Consider the following 17,006-nt stretch of genomic DNA (forward strand, 5'->3'; position numbering starts at 1 on the left):
ACCGGGGCATCAGAAGTTATTACCCACAGTGAACTGCAGGGGTTGGGTAAGATCTCCCGGCTTTTTGTCCAGAGGAATTGCCAGAGACAAACGCAGAGGCCCGAGAGGACTGATCCACAGAAAGCCTACGCCAGCTGTTGTCCGCATCTCACCCAGACTGGGGAAATAACTCGTACTGTTCGCACCGCCGAGATAAGACTGCACCCCATAAACCCAACCGCTGGCGGCAAACAGAGACATCCGGAAATTATGGTTATCTTCCAGACCTGGTAACGGAAAGTACAAACTGGCGTTAAACAATAATTCTCGTGTGCCTCCGACGGGATAACCATCAATTTGTTCGCCCAGGGAATATGTCTGGTAACCCGGCAAGGTCGTGGGGCCACCCAAATAGTAGTTATTAAAGAAAGGAACTGGTTTGCCACCATAACCGTTTATGAAACCATATCGCCCGCTGAGCCCGCCGGTTAACCAGGAGGTAATGGGATGATAATAGTCAGCCTTGACTTCGGCCTTATACCACTTCAGTTTTCCCGGAGGAACAGCCGCTTTCAGATCCAGGCTGCCATAAAACCCCTTGGTCGGAAATATGGGCGAGTTGCGGCTGTCATAAACGAGGCTATTACCTACAGTGACAGCGCTGGCCGTATTCCCGAAAGTATTTACGTAAGAATTATAAATTTGCGTGCTGTCTGAAGTCAGATTAATAGTTGTATTACTGTAGCCCAAGGACATATAGTCATAGACATACTGCATGATGGGTATGCCCAGCGTACCCGTAGCGCCGTAGTCAATTTCCTGATACGGCGCAACAGCAAGGCTGGAAAGATTGGTATCATTCCGATAAAGATTAACACCCAGACTGATACCATCCGGAGTAAAATAAGGATCAGTATAAGATAGGTTGAATGCTGTGCCCAAACCGCCCACGTTGGCCGAAAAAGAGAGCGCATTTCCAGTACCCATGAAATTGTTCTGGCTGATGGAACCATTGAACAAAATACCCTGCGCATTGGAGTAACCCACACCCAGGCTAAAACTGCCAGTTGGCCGCTCACTGACATGCACATCCAGATTCATCTGATCAGGATGACCGGGAACCGGAACCGTTTTAGTATCGATTTTATCGTAAAAACCGGTCTGCTGGAGCCGCTCCTTGGAACGCCTGATCTGCGCACCATTATAAAGAGATCCTTCCATCTGCCTGAACTGACGCCGGACTACATAGTCACGACTGCGATCATTGCCGGTAATTTCAATGCGGCGAATGTATACTTTGCGCCCTGGGTCCACTTCAAAATTCAGTGCTACCTCGCGGGTTTTTTCATCTACCGTCGGCACCGGTGTGGTATTGGCAAAAGCATAGCCCAGATCACCCAGCTTGTTGGCAATGGCACTGTTGGTGTCGTTGATTTTTGCCCGGGAAAACACTTCGCCGGGATGGATTTCAACCAGTTTTTCCAGCTCTGGCTTGGGAATCACCAGATTCCCCGTCAAATTCACCGACTTCACATGATAAACCGGTCCTTCATGCACATTGACCGTAATATAGACAAAACGACGATCTGGTGTGACCTGTACCTGATTGGATTCAATATCAAAATTCAGATAGCCGCGATCCAGATAGAAATTGTGCAGGGCTTCCAGGCCCTTCATCAATTTTTCCTGAGAGTAACGATCATTTTTAGTAAAAAATGAAAAGGCGTCAGGGGCACCAATATCGAAAAGTCCACGCAGACGGCTTTCACTGAAAGCGTGATTACCGACTATGGTCACCTGCTTGATAGTAGCCTGCTCTCCCTCGTTGGCATCCAGATAAATAGCTACACGGTTACGTGGCAGTTTCTCCACCTTGGCATGAATTTTCGCATTATAATAACCCATGCCCTCATACTGCTGCTGCAGCCCATGTACGACCTCGTCAAGCAGGGACTGATTGAAAATATGGCGGTCCACCAAACCAATGCCTTTCAGGGTTCCTTCCACTTCTTTTTTGGAAAAGGCCTTGATGCCGTGCGTCTTGATGCTGGCAATGATCGGACGTTCCTGGACGACCACCAGCAAATTGTCATCCGAGCGGGCGATAGTTACGTCCTTGAAAAAACCAGTAGAGTACAGATCTTTAATCGCCTGCTGCGCTTTCTGGTCATCTACTTCTTCCCCGATATGGATGGGCAGGTAGTTATAGACCGTTCCAGGAGCAATGTGCTGCAATCCTCTTATCTCTATGTTTTTCACAGTGAAGGGTGTAAATGCCCAGGCTGGAGCCGTCCAAACGGCCGCCAAACAGGCAATACCCGAGGCAAGAACCAGAGGCGAAGGTGAAGTCAGGCTGAATTTTTTCACGGAGTCATCAATCTCGTAATATCGTTGTAGAAAGCGAAGGACATCAGCATCAGAAGCAGCACTATACCGATCTGTTGGGCTTTTTGCACCACCGCCGGCGAAAGCGGCTTACCCCGTACCATTTCCAGGGCGTAAAACACCAGATGACCACCATCGAGTATGGGAATAGGGAGCAAATTCAGGACCCCCAAACTGATGCTAACCAAAGCCAGAAAGGACAGAAAGGGCGCCACGCCCGCCTGAGCCGACTGCCCCGCATATTCGGCAATGCTAATAGGCCCGCTGATATTATCCGTCGAAACAAAACCCTGCACCATCCGAACCATCATCTCCACCGTCATCCAGGACATCTGCCAGGTACTGTGCGCACCATAGATCAAGCCCTCAAGTGGCCCCCGCTGGCGTATAACGATGAGATCCTTGGGCAGGGGCGCCATGACAATACCGATCCTGCCAATCGCTTTACCCGCCTTGTCGAGAAACATTTGTGGTTTGATCTGAATGGTTTTACTGATCCCCGCAGCCGTCCGGTAAGTCATCTCCACCGTTTTGTCTGGATGCGATTCAATGTGACGGGCCAGACTCTCCCAGCTCGGGACAGGATGATGATCAATGCCGGTAATACGATCACCGGCAACCAGTCCTGCCTGAGCGGCCGGACTTTTGGCTTCGACCGCTCCCACAGTTGCTGGCAGGTAAGGCTCCATTCCGATGACCTTGCCAACAAAGTCCGGCCCCACCGAATCTGCCTTCAGGCTTTGCAAAGGCAGAGTATGTGTTGACAACCTGCCCTGCTCGGTAGTCTCAAGGTGTGCGGGCACCCGGGCAATGGCCGCCGACAACAAACCCATACGCATGTCTTCCCAGGTATATACCTGCTGCCCGTTCAGGGAGGTAATGCGTTGACCCGGCTGCAAATGGGCCTGAGCGGCCAGAGAATGATCATTCACCAGACCAACAATGGGAGCCAGCCCGGGAATGCCAATCCAGGCAACTCCGGCATAAGCAATGATGGCGAAAAGGAGATTGGCAGCAGGGCCAGCCAGGGCAATAAGAAAGCGTTTGCCGGGAGCCAGCCGCTCAAAAGCCCGGGAACGGTCTTCAGGCATTACTTCTTCACCGGCCTGTTCACCGAGCATTTTGACGTAACCACCCAAAGGTAACGCAGCGATGACATATTCGGTGCGATCCTTGCCCCAGCGCCGACTGATCAAAGCAGGACCAAAGCCGATGCTGAATTTCAGCACCTTCACGCCCATGAATTTGGCGACCCAGAAATGTCCGGATTCATGAATCAGCACCAGAATGCCAATTGCGAGAATAAAAGCGCCTATGGTTTCGAGTATGTGCACAGTAGCCCGAAATCAGGCCAAAGCAGATTCAGCGTAACGGCGCAGATGCTTGCCAGCTATCACTCTGGCCTGCTGATCAATCGCCAGAACGGCTTCCAGTTCATCCGGTGCGGCAGGTTGCAAATCGGCCAGGGTACTTTCCACAACAGCAGCAATCCGGGCAAAAGGTAAAGCCTCGTCCAGAAAAGCCTGAACCGCTACTTCATTGGCAGCATTGAGGACAGTAGCTGCAGCACCACCCGCTTTAAGGGCAGAAAAAGCCAAAGCCAGACAAGGGAAGCGTTGCAGGTCAGGGGCTTCAAATTGCAAATCTGCGGTCTTGGCCAGATCCAGTGAGGACACCCCACTTTCGATGCGCTCCGGGTAAGCCAGGGCATGAGCAATGGGCGTACGCATGTCCGGATTGCCCAGCTGGGCCAACACCGACCCGTCTACGTACTCTACCATGGAATGGATAATACTTTGGGGGTGGATGAGTACATCAATTTGTTCTGCCGGAAGATTAAACAACCAATGGGCTTCAATCACTTCGAGCCCCTTGTTCATCATCGTCGCCGAATCTACAGAAATTTTCCGGCCCATCACCCAGTTAGGGTGCGCACAGGCCTGATCTGGAGTCACTCCCGCGAGACGCTCCAAAGGCCAGGTCCGGAAAGGACCGCCAGAAGCCGTCAAGAGGATGCGGCGCACCCCTCGGCCATCGGCAAAGCACTGGAAAACGGCATTATGCTCACTATCAATAGGCAGCAGGGTCACCTGACACGCCCGCACCCGGTCCATAAACAGCTTGCCCGCCATCACCAGACATTCCTTGTTGGCCAGATATACCTTTTTGCCGGCTTCCACCGCAGCCAGAGTAGGCAAAAGACCAGCTGCTCCGACTATTGCGGCCATTACCTCGTCAACACCGTCCATACGGGCAACGGCTGCCAATGCCTCGGGACCACTTTCCACATTTATTTGTTTTAGACCGGCATCACGTAACAGCACCCGGAGTTCTTGCGCTGCTTCGGGTGCTGCCATGACGATCTGCTCAGGTTGATGGATTTTGCAGAGTGCCAGCATCTCCGCAACACGATGATTACCCGTTAAGGCCACCACCCGGAATACATCGGAATGGCGTGAAAGCACGTCCAGGGTGCTTTTCCCAATGGAGCCCGTGGCTCCGAGTATGCAGATGCCTCTTGTCATTTCCACCAACCCAGATAGTAAATCCCGGCTACAAAAACCGGGATACCCGCGCTGATACTGTCCAGACGGTCAAGCAAACCACCGTGCCCCGGCAGTAATTGACCGCTATCCTTACGATCTGCGCGGCGTTTGAGATAACTTTCTGCCAGGTCACCAATGACTGCAAATATTGCTGTCACCACTCCCAGCAAAGCCCCTGAGCATAATACGAGAGGGTGAGCCCCCAGCCAGATCCATGCGCCCAGTGTGCCCACAATGGCGCTGGCAAGCAAGCCACCCAGGAGGCCTTCCCAGGTTTTGCCCGGACTGACCCGTGGGATCAGCCGCCGCCGGCCCCATAGTTTCCCAAAAGTCATGGCACCTACATCTCCTGCGCTGATTATCAAAATCACCCACAAAAGTTGATGGGGGGACTGACGCTGAAGTTGCAAGGCAAACCAGAAAGCTGGCAAAAAAGCTGGCAAAAGCATAAAACCCGTAAACGGACGCTGCCAAATTGAAGCTCTATCTAGCATGCTGGGTGACACAGCAAGCATCAGCACCGCCCATAATAACCATGCGGCTACCGAAATATCTGCCAACATAGGGCCGATCAGATTATTCAACCAGAGCGGCAACAGCAAAAGAACCGCCAGTACCAGCCCCAGCAGTAAGGCAAATGGCCTGGAGAACAGGCTGAGACGACCCCATTCCTGTCCGGCAAACAGGGCGAGCAGCATTAAAAAAACCAGAAAAACCGGAGAGGAAGCCTGAAAAATCAGGACAAAAACCAGCAGCAACAAAAAGGCGGCGGTGATCAGTCGCTGACGGAGCAATCGCCCTCCAGAACCTGATCACCAGTACGTCCAAAACGTCTTTGCCGATGTGCAAAAGAATGTAGTGCATGTTCCAGGGAAGCGCGATCGAAATCCGGCCAGAGCGTATCAGTAAAATAGAATTCTGTGTACGCCAGTTGCCAGATCAGAAAATTACTGATGCGTTCTTCCCCACCCGTACGAATCAACAAATCCGGCTCGGGACCATCGGCAAGGCTTAAATGCCGGGCAATATCCTGCTCGTCGAGCTCTTGCAGATTCAAATCTGCAGACTGAAGCGCAGCAATTGCCGCGCGTGTAGCCTGGGCAATATCCCAACGTCCACCGTAATTCACTGCGAGGTTGAGTTGCAAACGGGTATTATTTTGGGTGAGACTTTCTGCTTCTTCAATGAGCTGAAGAATATCCCGCTCCAACGCGCTGCGATCGCCGATAATTCGTAAACGCACACCGTTTTCATGCAACTTGCGGGCTTCCCGCTTCAGGAGCAAGCGGAACAGATTCATGAGCAGACGCACCTCCAAAGGAGGCCGCCGCCAATTTTCAGTGCTAAACGCAAAGAGAGTAAGATGGGGAATATTCAAGTCTACACACGACTGAACCATCTCCCGGACGACTTCCGCTCCTCGTCGATGACCGGCTACACGGGGTAAATGTTGCCGATACGCCCAGCGGCCATTGCCATCCATAATGACTGCGACATGCTGCGGAAGCGAACGCGCTCCTGATCCAGATGCTGCCATCATCCTGCTCAGACCTCCATGAGGTCAGCTTCTTTGGCCTCCACCACGGCATCGACTTCATCCACAAAGCGATCAGTCAGCTTCTGAAAAGCCTCTTCTGCCTGACGTTCTTCGTCTTCGGAAATGACTTTTTGCTTATGGAGGTCCTTGACCTGAGAAATACTGTCACGACGGATATTACGAATGGCTACTCGGGCACCTTCGCCTTCCTGTCTGACCACTTTCACCATTTCCTTGCGCCGCTCTTCTGAAAGTGCCGGCAGAGGTACACGAATATTGTCCGAACCAGCCACCGGATTAAGTCCCAGCCCGGCATCGCGAATGGCTTTATCAATTTTTGGGATCAGATTTTTTTCCCAGGGTGTCACCACCAAAGAGCGGGCATCGGCTACGGAAACCGAGGCCACCTGGGCCAATGGAGTGGGAGCATTGTAATAATCAATCATCACATGATCCAGCAAGCCAGCACTGGCGCGACCGGTACGCAGACGCGTCAACTCCCCCTTAAGGGATTCGATGCTTTTTTTCATCCGGGTTTCGGCGTCTTTTTTGATTTCCTGAATACTCATGGAACCTCTCTACGCACCGAGGTGCCTTCTTCTTCACCCAGCATTACCCGCATCAATGCGCCGGATTTGTTGATGGAAAAAACGATGATGGGCATGTCATTATCACGACAGAGGGTAATTGCTGTCGCATCCATCACCTGAAGATTCTGCTCCAGAACCTGATTGTAAGACAGTTCACGGTAACGCATAGCCTCGGGGTGAGTGACTGGATCATCCGTATATACGCCATCCACCTTGGTTCCTTTCAGAACCAGCTCGGCATTGATTTCTACAGCCCGCAAACTGGCGGCTGTATCCGTGGTAAAAAAAGGATTACCTGTGCCAGCTCCAAAAATCACTACCCGACCTTTTTCCAGATGACGAATGGCACGCCTACGGATATAGGGTTCAGCGACCTGCTCTATATGCAGGGCAGAAAGTACCCGCGTCGGCAGGCCTAAATGCTCCAGGGCATCCTGAACCGCAAGAGCATTCATTACTGTCGCCAGCATTCCCATATAATCAGCAGTAGCACGGTCCATACCCTCGGCTGCCTTGGCCATCCCCCGGAAAATATTGCCACCACCAATGACAATGGCGACCTGCACACCAGACGAGACCACATCCTTGATTTCACGAGCCATACGGCGTACGACCTCGCGGTCGACGCCATACTGCCCATCCCCCATCAATGCCTCCCCACTGAGTTTCAGGAGAACACGTGAGTACCGGGGAGCGGTCATTCAGGACCCCCGGACTTGCGCCATTACTTCGCTGGCGAAGTCTGCCGTGGGTGCTTTTTCGATACCTTCACCCACCTCAAAACGGATGAATTCGACGACTTCCACTCCCGGAAAGCCCTTGACCAACTGCCCTACGCTTTTATCCGGATCTTTCACAAAAGGCTGCCCGGTCAGCGCAATTTCGTTGACCAGCTTGTTAAGCCGGCCGGATATCATTTTTTCGACGATATCAGCAGGCTTTCCACTATCAGCGGCCTGGGCGACCAGAATATCCTTTTCTCGGGCCAGACGTTCTGCAGAGACCTGATCAGGACGAACCACTTCCGGCCGGGCTGCAGCCACATGCATGGCCACATCCTTACCGAGTTCTTCTGTAGCCGCCTGACCTTCCAGCGCCACTATCACCCCGATGCGGCTGCCATGTATATAGGCTCCAACCACGCCTTCCTTAACCTGCAAGTGCTGCAAACGCCGCAAACTGATGTTTTCACCCAGCTTGCTGACCAGGGTCTTGCGCCGCTCTTCAATGGTCGCATCCGCCACCAGCGCCTCTATTTGTTTCAGACCCTGTTGCAGAGCCTGCCCGGCACAATCCTTGGCCAAGGCCAGAAAATCATCATTCTTGGCCACAAAATCGGTCTCGCAGTTCACTTCCAGCACCACGCCCTGCTTCTGGTCTGCACTCAGCGCAGTAACAATGACGCCCTCCGCTGCAACCCGGCTGGCCTTCTTGTCGGCCTTGGCCAAACCACGGGTGCGCAGCAGATCAATGGCCGCTTCCATATCTCCGTCTGCTTCCGTCAGAACGGTTTTGCATTCCATCATGCCGGCGCCGGTGCGCTCACGCAGTTCTTTAACCTGTTGTGCACTGATAGCCATGTAAACTCCTTGGTTATGTGGTGAATGCGTTAATCGGCGTCAATTTCAATGGTTTCTTCGTCCACTTCGACGAATTCATCCAGCAAATCCGCTGCACCACCCTGCCGACCGGTCAAAATGGCATCGGCCACCAGCGAAGCATAAAGTCGGATAGCACGGGTAGCATCGTCATTACCCGGAATAGGATAATCAATCAGCAATGGATCACAATTACTATCGACCACACCAATAACCGGAATGCCCAACTTGCGCGCTTCCAGCACCGCAATATTTTCATGACCCACATCAATCACAAAAATAGCATCGGGCAGACCATTCATTTCCTTGATGCCACCAAGACTGCGCTCCAGTTTGTCACGCTCACGCGACAGAGTCAGACCTTCTTTTTTGGTCAGCTTTTCGAGAGTGCCATCGGCTGTCATCTGGTCCAACTCGTCCAGACGACGAATAGACTGACGAATGGTTTTAAAGTTGGTCAGGGTCCCACCAAGCCAGCGTTGATTGACAAAAAAAGCGCCACAACGACGGGCTTCCTGCTCTACAGCTTCACGCGCCTGGCGTTTGGTTCCCACAAAAAGAACCCGACCGTGTTTGCGCGACACCTGCTCAATAAAAGCCAGCGCGCTACGCAGCATGGGTAAAGTATGTTCAAGATTGATAATGTGAATGCGGTTGCGCTCACCAAACAGGTAAGGGGCCATTTTGGGATGCCAGTAACGGGCTTGATGACCAAAGTGCACGCCGGCTTCCAGCAGGGCACGCATGCTTACATTGCTGCTCATAGAGATTTCTCCAGTTTTCATAGGGTTAAGATCCACCACGCGGCCGAGAATTCCATCCTTGCGGACACCCGGAAATCCTCTCAGGCTACGTGTGCGTATTAGGGCAAAGCCCAGCGCGTTTTACCACAGGTTACCCCACTAGAGCAAGACTGGAACGCGCACTGGGGCCAGGTCGGCTGCAAGCAGTTGTGCTAAGTACCGGTTTTGGATTTATTCCCGCGATGCCAAAACCAGTAAAGCAAAGCACCCACAAACAGCAGCAGCAACAAAATGATTTGCACTTGACGTACACCATTCAGCAGGCCTTGCAATGAAGCCCCGAGAACATAACCGATACCGGCGATGACGCCGGCCCAGACAGCAGCAGCCAGTGGATTCATGACTAGATAGCGCCGGGGTGGATAATGATGCACACCCAGGAGTATCGGGGTAATGGTTCGGGTCCCATAAATAAAGCGAAACAGCAGCGTCACCCAATCGCCGAAGCGCCTAATCAATCCCTCTGCCTGAGCAACATGGCGCTTGAGAAAATTGGGAAGCCAGTCGAGAATCCGTTCTCCATAGCGCGAACCTACCTGATACAGAACCTGATCATTAATCGTGCTACCCAGCCAGGAAACGGCAATGACCACGGGTAAATCCAGCACGCCGGCATGGGCAAGGGCCCCGGCAACAATGACTACCGCCTCACCTTCCAGCAGGGTCCCGATAAACAGTATCCAGTACCCATACTGGCGGAGAAATTCCTTGATAACGCTCAGAGTAACCGGTTGCAGATGCAGCCAGTGCAACAACGGATTCAGAAATTCGATGGGAACGCCCTCTTACCAATGGAGATGAAAATCAGGAGCCGTATTTTCCTGTTCCTGCTCAAGATCCGCAAAAAGCAGGGGCATTTTATCCTTGTAATGATCAGGCAGTGACAGACACAGGACTTTGTCCTCCACTTGCAAGGCGGGTGCAGTACCCGAAATTTGTGCGCCGCGATGGAAAACAATAGCAAGTCGCAGTAGCACAGCCAAACGCTGAACAGCGAGCAAATCTTCAGCCGCAATACCCAAGGTAGAATAGAACTGCAGATGCGGAAGCCGTTTGCGCTGGGTGCGCAGCAATGCTGCCACAACGCCCTGCTCCCTGCGGGAAAATCCCGCCAAATCGGCATTGCGCCAGATATATTCGCCATGCTTGTGAAAGCCGGAATGGGCAATATCCAGCCCAATATCATGGGTTAACGCCGCCCACTGCAGCCATTGCCGATGAGCACCATGCAAAGACCAGTTGGCCATCGCTGCCGTAAAAAACTGATCCGCCCAGGCTGCCACCCCACGATTGCGCCTGGTTTGACTGTGAAAGCGTTCCTGGAGACTGTGAATACTGAGTTCGCGGGTATCTTCCTGGTGAATCCGGCCGAGCAGGTCATAAATGGCACCTTCCCGCAACGCCCCCTCTGAAAAACGCATTTCCTGAATATTCAAGGCTTCGAACAAGGCGTAAAGAATCATGAATCCACCCGCAAATACAGCGGCACGATCCGACTTCAAACCTTTCAGACGGGACAAGGCCCGCACCGATCCCAACTGCAGGATTTGCTCCCGCAACCAGTACATCCCGTTGCGGGTAATACGACTACCCTGACCATTCTCGACCAGAATCCGGTTTATGGCTTTGACTGTCCCTGAAGAACCTACTGCCTGATCCCAGCCATGGCCGGTAAATTCATCCAGCATTGGCTCTACCGCCATGCGCACTTTTTTTTCAAGCCGTTCGCAGGACTCAGTGGTGATCAGATCATCCGGGAAAAAGGCGCGGCTGGAACCTACGCATCCAAAGTGAAGGCTCTCACGATTATTCGGTACAAATCCCTGACCCACAATAAGTTCGGTACTGCCACCCCCAATATCAATCACCAGGCGGCGTTCATCCGCATCTACCGCCAGGCTGTGGGCGACCCCCAGATAGACCAGTCGCGCTTCTTCCCGACCGGCAACAATTTCCAGAGGAAAACCCAGAGTGGATTCAATAGCCTGCACAAACCCCTCGGCGGCACTCGCCTGGCGCAACGTGTTGGTACCAATAATGCGGACCCGCTCGGGACGAATACCACGAAGGCGCTGACCAAAACGTGCCAGACAATCCAGTGCACGCTTCTCGACGGCCGGATCCAGAGTGGCATCCTCGCGCAAACCTTCGGCAAGACGCACGCCTTCTCGCAGGCGGTCGAGCAAGCGAATTTCTGAACCCAGCTCTTCCGCCACTACCATATGAAAAGAATTGGAACCCAGATCCACTGCTGCCAAATAATTTTCCAATACTGAAGTGGTCACGGGTTCCGACATGATTATTTCCCCTGGAGGCTTTGCTCTACCTGATCCAGGGGAAGATGCCGGACATTTTTGCCCTTGGCAAGATAAATCACATACTCACAAATATTGCGGGCATGGTCGCCAATACGCTCTATGGCTTTAGCAATAAACAGGGCATCAATGGCTGGAGTGATGGTGCGTGGATCTTCCATCATGTAGGTAATCAGACGACGCAGCGCAGACCGGTACTCCTGATTGAGAATCTCGTCCCCCTTGGCAATGGCAATGGCCTGTTCAGCGTCTGCCCGAGCCAGGGCATCCATGGCGCGCCGCAGCATATTCAGCGCATAGTCTGCCATGACGCCCACATCACGTAAAAAGGCCGGGTTGGAATTACGCGTCCCATGTCCCATGGCCAACACCATATCCGCAATCTTGCTGGCCTTGTCACCCATGCGCTCGAGATCGGCAATACTTTTGATGAGCGTCATGACCAGACGTAAGTCCGAGGCCGCCGGCTGGCGCATTGCGAGGATATTGATACATTCCTCTTCAATCCGTACTTCATAACCATTGACTTCATGATCCCGGGCTACCACTTCGCGGGCCAGGTCATTGTCACCAGTCTGCAGCGCGCGAATGGCATTGCTGATTTGTTCTTCAACCACCCCACCCATCGCCAGAACCAGCTCATGAACTTCGTTCAAATCATCATTGAAGCGCTGGGAAATATGCTGATCTTTATCCATGTTCAGTTCTCCTTAACCATAACGACCCGTGATGTAATCTTCCGTCTGCTTCTTGGCCGGATTGGTAAATAATTGGTTGGTCTGACCAAATTCTACCATTTCACCAATATACATAAAGGCGGTGTAATCAGACACGCGCGCGGCCTGTTGCATATTGTGGGTCACAATGAGAATGGTGAACTGATTGCGCAATTCGCTGACCAGTTCCTCAATTTTCAGGGTAGCTATCGGGTCGAGAGCAGAAGTCGGTTCGTCCAGCAAAATCACTTCGGGTTTTACCGCAACGGCGCGGGCAATACACAAACGTTGCTGTTGTCCTCCGGAAAGACCCAAACCACTGGTCTTGAGTTTATCTTTGACCTCATCCCAGAGAGCGGCCTGACGCAGGGCTTCTTCCACGCGCTCATCCATTTCCACCTTGCGAAGTTTTTCATAGAGCTTGATGCCAAAGGCGATATTATCGTATATCGACATCGGGAAAGGCGTCGGCTTTTGAAACACCATGCCAATTTTGGCACGCAACATATTGACGTCCATATTGGGGGAAAGAATATTTTCGCCATCCAGCAACACCTCACCGGTAGCGCGTTGCCCGGGATAAAGTGAATACATGCGGTTAAATACCCGTAGCAAGGTCGACTTGCCACAACCCGAAGGGCCGATAAACGCGGTGACCTGTTTCTCCGGCATCTCCAGATTGATATCCTTGAGGGATTTATTGCTGCCATAGTAAAAATCCAGGTGGCGAACAGCAATTTTGGTATTATGAAGTTCCGACATTAACGCGGGCTCCTGTCTTTAATAAGAAAACGTGATCCAAGGCTCAAAACCAACACGGCTAGGGTCGCCATTAACGCACCCGCCGGGGCAAGATTTTGCCACTCATGATAAGGCCTCATGGCAAACTTAAATATTTTCGGCAGCACACTGAGCCGACGTGTCTTGTATGCATTTTTAATTTTCATATTGGTGCGCAACCTTCCGGTATGAAGCCTACAGCATAGACAACCTACAATAGCAGAGTTTTATTACCGTTTTATGACACATTTTCACCGCTGACAGCACTACGCGCCAGGGACAGGGGAAACTGCGCGGTGAATACGGTTCCCTGACCAATTTCGCTATGTACTTCCAAATGTCCCTGATAGCGTTCTACTGCATGGCGAACAATGGCAAGTCCCAGACCCGTACCTCCCATCCGCCGGGATCTTCCCTTGTCCACCCGATAAAAACGTTCCGTAATTCTTTGCAGGTGCTCTGCAGCAATCCCATCTCCCGTATCCTGCACCATCAGCATGAGACCATCGGGACCACGGCCCCAGCTTATGCTGATGCTGCGCCCGGCGGGGGTGTACTTGATAGCATTTTCTAGGAGATTACGGACGATACTGGTCAAGTCTACCTGCTCCGCAAAAATACCCAGAGTCTCGTCCAGGTGCTTGTGAATTTTCAGTCTTTTTTCGGATATATTGGGCTTGAGCGTGTCCAGCACGCCCTCGATCAATGCACTGAAAATGATCGTATCACAGCGCTCTGGTTCGGCTTCGGCCGCCTCCATACGCGCCAGAGAGAGCAAATCCTCCACCAGGGATTGCATCCGCAGGGTTTGCTGCTCCATCAAATGCAACTGGCTGCCTACTTCTTCGTCTTCGGCCAGCGGACCATCCAGCAGGTTTTCCAGGAAGCCCCGCACAACAGTCAACGGACTGCGCAGCTCGTGAGAGACGTTGGCCACAAAATCCTGGCGTACCTGCTCCAGTTGGCGAATACGGGTCACATCCCGAAAAATCACCAAGGCTCCGGCATCAGCCAAAGGATAACGCACGCCCTCCAAAAACAACTGGGCATCAGATGGAGCAGCCAGTTGCAAACTTGAAGGGCCCTCACCGCTTAAAAATGCCCGCAGATTGGGGGTACGCAACCAGAAGGCCAGGGGTTTGCCAACATCATCCGGCCATTGCAGTTGCAAGAGGCGAATACCTGAAGGATTCACCCAGACCAACTGACCGCGCTCATCCATGAGCACTACCACGTCTGGCATTGCCTGGAGCGCATCGCGCAGCTGAAGAATCTGGGCACTTAACTGACGTTGTCGGGCCTCCTGGTCCCGCCGCCAGTGATAACCGTCGGCAAACGTTTCCTCCCAGAGCCCTCCAGCGAGGGGGGGAAGATGGGTATCGGGATTACGAAACCAGGCACTGAAACTTTGGGATTGTTGCCGATGCCAGGCAACCCAGATCGCCAGAATCAAGGCGATGATCACGGGAGGTAAATAAGACCAGGCACGTAAACTGTCTGCGGCCAGAAAAAGGGGTATCAGAGCCCATACGGCGAGCGGATAAAACCAGGCGCGTAAGGTTTTCACAAAAATAAAAATATATTCTTCAAAAATTTAGGCGATGCCATGTTCATACGTCACCGACCACTGCACTACATCTGTAACCTTCACCACGAACCGTCTCAATCAAGGGCGCGTGACCGTATTCGTCAAGAACCCGCCGTAAACGGCGGATATGGACATCGACCGTGCGTTCTTCGATAAAACTTTGTCGGCCCCAAATCTGATCCAGCAACATATCGCGAGAAAAAACCCGATCTGGATTGGTCACAAACAGGCGCAGCAAACGGAATTCTGTGGGTCCCAGATGCAACTGGACATCTTTGACATAAACCCGATGCGCGCGCAGGTCTACATGCAACTCACCCAGCTTCACCACACCGGCAGAATTATTACCATAACTGCGGCGCAACAAGGCATTGACGCGGGCCACCAGCTCACGTGGTGAAAAGGGCTTGGCCAGATAATCATCTGCCCCCGATTCCAGGCCATGCACCCTATCCCCTTCCTCACCCCGGGCAGTCAGAAGAATGATCGGCAGTTTTTGGGTTTCTTCACAACGCCGCAAGGCCCGACACCAGGCGAGACCATTTTCACCCGGTAGCATCCAGTCCAGAATAACAAGCTGAGGTGCCCAACTCTGTAGTGCCGGCTCAGCGGATTCCACACTGCTTTCACAACGCACCTCAAAACCCTGACGCTTCAGGGCAACCCGCAACAATTCCTGAATACCCTCTTCATCCTCAACAACCAGAATGCGTGCAGATGAAATCTTCTCTTCTTCCATGTCTGCCTTTTCTCGGATTGACGCCCCTTCACGCAGCATTGTGACTGATCAGCGGGGGGTCTGCCAAGCCAAAAACCAGACAAATAATGTCCAGCAAAATTTATAAGCGGATTTTATCGATCCCGAAACCGATTCCCGCCACCAGTCGAACGTGAAGGCGCCCGGCGCTGAGCGCCGGGAGCGGTCTGACGACGCGTATGCGGCGCATGCGGCTGGCTGGAAAAGCTTTGCTTGGGCTCGAAACCCACAATGATTTCCTTGGTAAAAGAACGTTTCAAAAGCTTTTCCACGTCCGATAACTGTTTACGTTCATCGACGCTGACCAGAGAAACCGCCTGACCATTATTACCGGCGCGGCCGGTACGCCCAATACGGTGCACATAGTCCTCCGGCACATGCGGCAGTTCATAGTTCACCACATGAGGTAATTCATTGATATCAATGCCTCGTGCTGCAATGTCCGTAGCCACCAACACCCGCACCTTACCTTCCTTGAATTCAGCCAGCGCACGGGTACGGGCACCCTGGCTTTTATCACCGTGAATGGCCATGGCCTGCATGCCCCCCTGGGAGAGATGTTTCGCCAGTCGATCCGCACCATGCTTGGTACGCGTAAACACCAGCACCTGATGCCATTGCTGTTCACCAATAAGATGGGTCAGGAGTTCTCTTTTACGATCCTGATCTACCGCCAAAAAGCGCTGGGAAACCGTATCGGCAGTGGCGTTACGACTGGCCACTTCGACACTGACGGGATTATTCAGGAGGCCGTCTGCCAGTGTTCTGATTTCCGGAGAAAAAGTTGCAGAAAACAACAAGTTCTGACGTTTTTTAGGCAACACTGCTAGAATCCGGCGAATATCCCGGATAAACCCCATATCCAGCATACGATCCGCTTCATCCAGAACCAGAATTTCAACATGCGACAAATCCACACTGCGTTGCTGAATATGATCCAGAAGGCGCCCTGGCGTCGCCACCAGCACATCCACACTGCGTCGCAACTTCTGCATTTGGGGATTGATTTTGACGCCACCGATCAGAATCAGGGAGCGCAAAGACAAATTCTTTCCGTAAAGCTGCACGCTTTCTTCTACCTGGGCAGCCAGTTCCCGGGTAGGGACCAACACCAGGGCGCGCACGCTGGAAGGACCATGAAACGCAGTTTCCGACGTGGCGGCCAGTTTGTGGAGAATCGGCATGGCAAAAGCAGCCGTTTTGCCCGTTCCGGTTTGCGCACCAGCCAGCAAATCCACGCCTGACATGACCACCGGTATGGCTTGTTCCTGAATAGGTGTGGGGGTGGTATAACCGCGTTCCGCTGCAGCACGCCAAATGGGCTCGGAAAGACCGAGAGATGCAAAATCAGACGACATGGGATTTACTCCAAAAAAACACCGGCCTCGCCGCTAGGGCGTCAGTCTGGGCAG

16 protein-coding genes are annotated in these 17,006 nt (G+C 52.6%); all 16 read right to left on the reverse strand.

Annotated features, from left to right (window positions below):
• Positions 1–9 precede the first annotated feature (9 nt).
• The 16 genes from bamA to BLW97_RS07705 all read right to left on the reverse strand — a co-directional run bounded on the left by bamA (position 10) and on the right by BLW97_RS07705 (position 16,952).
• Positions 10–2,346 (reverse strand): outer membrane protein assembly factor BamA, encoded by a 2,337-nt coding sequence (gene bamA / locus BLW97_RS07625; protein ID WP_075322840.1) that lies wholly within the window; start codon positions 2,344–2,346, stop codon positions 10–12.
• Positions 2,343–3,698, reverse strand: a complete 1,356-nt coding sequence (gene rseP, locus BLW97_RS07630) for an RIP metalloprotease RseP (RefSeq protein ID WP_075322841.1) — start codon at positions 3,696–3,698, stop codon at positions 2,343–2,345. Before rseP ends, bamA begins: the two co-directional genes overlap by 4 nt.
• A 12-nt stretch (positions 3,699–3,710) precedes the next feature.
• The gene (gene ispC / locus BLW97_RS07635) at positions 3,711–4,889 is read right to left on the reverse strand and encodes a 1-deoxy-D-xylulose-5-phosphate reductoisomerase (RefSeq protein WP_075322842.1); all 1,179 of its coding nucleotides are present in this window, start codon (positions 4,887–4,889) and stop codon (positions 3,711–3,713) included.
• Complete coding sequence (locus BLW97_RS07640; RefSeq protein ID WP_010638795.1) at positions 4,886–5,704, reverse strand: phosphatidate cytidylyltransferase; 819 nt, start codon at positions 5,702–5,704, stop codon at positions 4,886–4,888. Before BLW97_RS07640 ends, ispC begins: the two co-directional genes overlap by 4 nt.
• Positions 5,686–6,450, reverse strand: coding sequence for a polyprenyl diphosphate synthase (gene uppS, locus BLW97_RS07645; RefSeq protein ID WP_010638793.1), 765 nt, complete (start codon positions 6,448–6,450; stop codon positions 5,686–5,688). The genes BLW97_RS07640 and uppS overlap by 19 nt, the downstream gene beginning before the upstream one ends.
• Positions 6,451–6,455: 5 nt before the next feature.
• Entirely contained in the window at positions 6,456–7,016 is a 561-nt protein-coding gene (gene frr, locus BLW97_RS07650) for a ribosome recycling factor (protein ID WP_010638790.1), read from the reverse strand.
• Positions 7,013–7,738 carry a UMP kinase gene (gene pyrH / locus BLW97_RS07655; protein ID WP_010638788.1) on the reverse strand — a complete coding sequence of 242 codons (726 nt, stop codon included), beginning with the start codon at positions 7,736–7,738 and terminating at the stop codon, positions 7,013–7,015. Before pyrH ends, frr begins: the two co-directional genes overlap by 4 nt.
• A complete protein-coding gene (tsf, locus tag BLW97_RS07660) occupies positions 7,739–8,617 on the reverse strand; it encodes a translation elongation factor Ts (protein WP_075322843.1) in 879 nt (292 codons plus the stop codon).
• Positions 8,618–8,646: 29 nt separating this feature from the next.
• Positions 8,647–9,399, reverse strand: coding sequence for a 30S ribosomal protein S2 (gene rpsB / locus BLW97_RS07665; protein ID WP_075322844.1), 753 nt, complete (start codon positions 9,397–9,399; stop codon positions 8,647–8,649).
• Positions 9,400–9,590: 191 nt separating this feature from the next.
• Positions 9,591–10,190 (reverse strand): DedA family protein, encoded by a 600-nt coding sequence (locus BLW97_RS07670; RefSeq protein WP_010638782.1) that lies wholly within the window; start codon positions 10,188–10,190, stop codon positions 9,591–9,593.
• Positions 10,191–10,223: 33 nt separating this feature from the next.
• The gene (locus BLW97_RS07675) at positions 10,224–11,735 is read right to left on the reverse strand and encodes a Ppx/GppA phosphatase family protein (RefSeq protein WP_075322845.1); all 1,512 of its coding nucleotides are present in this window, start codon (positions 11,733–11,735) and stop codon (positions 10,224–10,226) included.
• 2 nt (positions 11,736–11,737) lie between these two features.
• Positions 11,738–12,451, reverse strand: a complete 714-nt coding sequence (phoU, locus tag BLW97_RS07680) for a phosphate signaling complex protein PhoU (RefSeq protein ID WP_010638778.1) — start codon at positions 12,449–12,451, stop codon at positions 11,738–11,740.
• Positions 12,452–12,463: 12 nt separating this feature from the next.
• Positions 12,464–13,231: a phosphate ABC transporter ATP-binding protein PstB gene (gene pstB / locus BLW97_RS07685; protein ID WP_024893499.1), complete on the reverse strand. Its 768-nt coding sequence runs from the start codon at positions 13,229–13,231 to the stop codon at positions 12,464–12,466.
• A 256-nt stretch (positions 13,232–13,487) separates the two neighbouring features.
• Entirely contained in the window at positions 13,488–14,816 is a 1,329-nt protein-coding gene (gene phoR / locus BLW97_RS07695; protein WP_075322846.1) for a phosphate regulon sensor histidine kinase PhoR, read from the reverse strand.
• 43 nt (positions 14,817–14,859) lie between these two features.
• On the reverse strand, positions 14,860–15,576 hold the full coding sequence (gene phoB / locus BLW97_RS07700) for a phosphate regulon transcriptional regulator PhoB (protein WP_010638767.1): 717 nt from the start codon (positions 15,574–15,576) through the stop codon (positions 14,860–14,862).
• A gap of 113 nt (positions 15,577–15,689) precedes the next feature.
• Positions 15,690–16,952 carry a DEAD/DEAH box helicase gene (locus BLW97_RS07705; protein WP_075322847.1) on the reverse strand — a complete coding sequence of 421 codons (1,263 nt, stop codon included), beginning with the start codon at positions 16,950–16,952 and terminating at the stop codon, positions 15,690–15,692.
• Positions 16,953–17,006: the final 54 nt, after the last annotated feature.

The sequence above is a fragment of the Acidithiobacillus albertensis genome, assembly GCF_001931655.1.
In the GTDB taxonomy this organism is placed as follows: Bacteria; Pseudomonadota; Gammaproteobacteria; order Acidithiobacillales; family Acidithiobacillaceae; genus Acidithiobacillus; species Acidithiobacillus thiooxidans.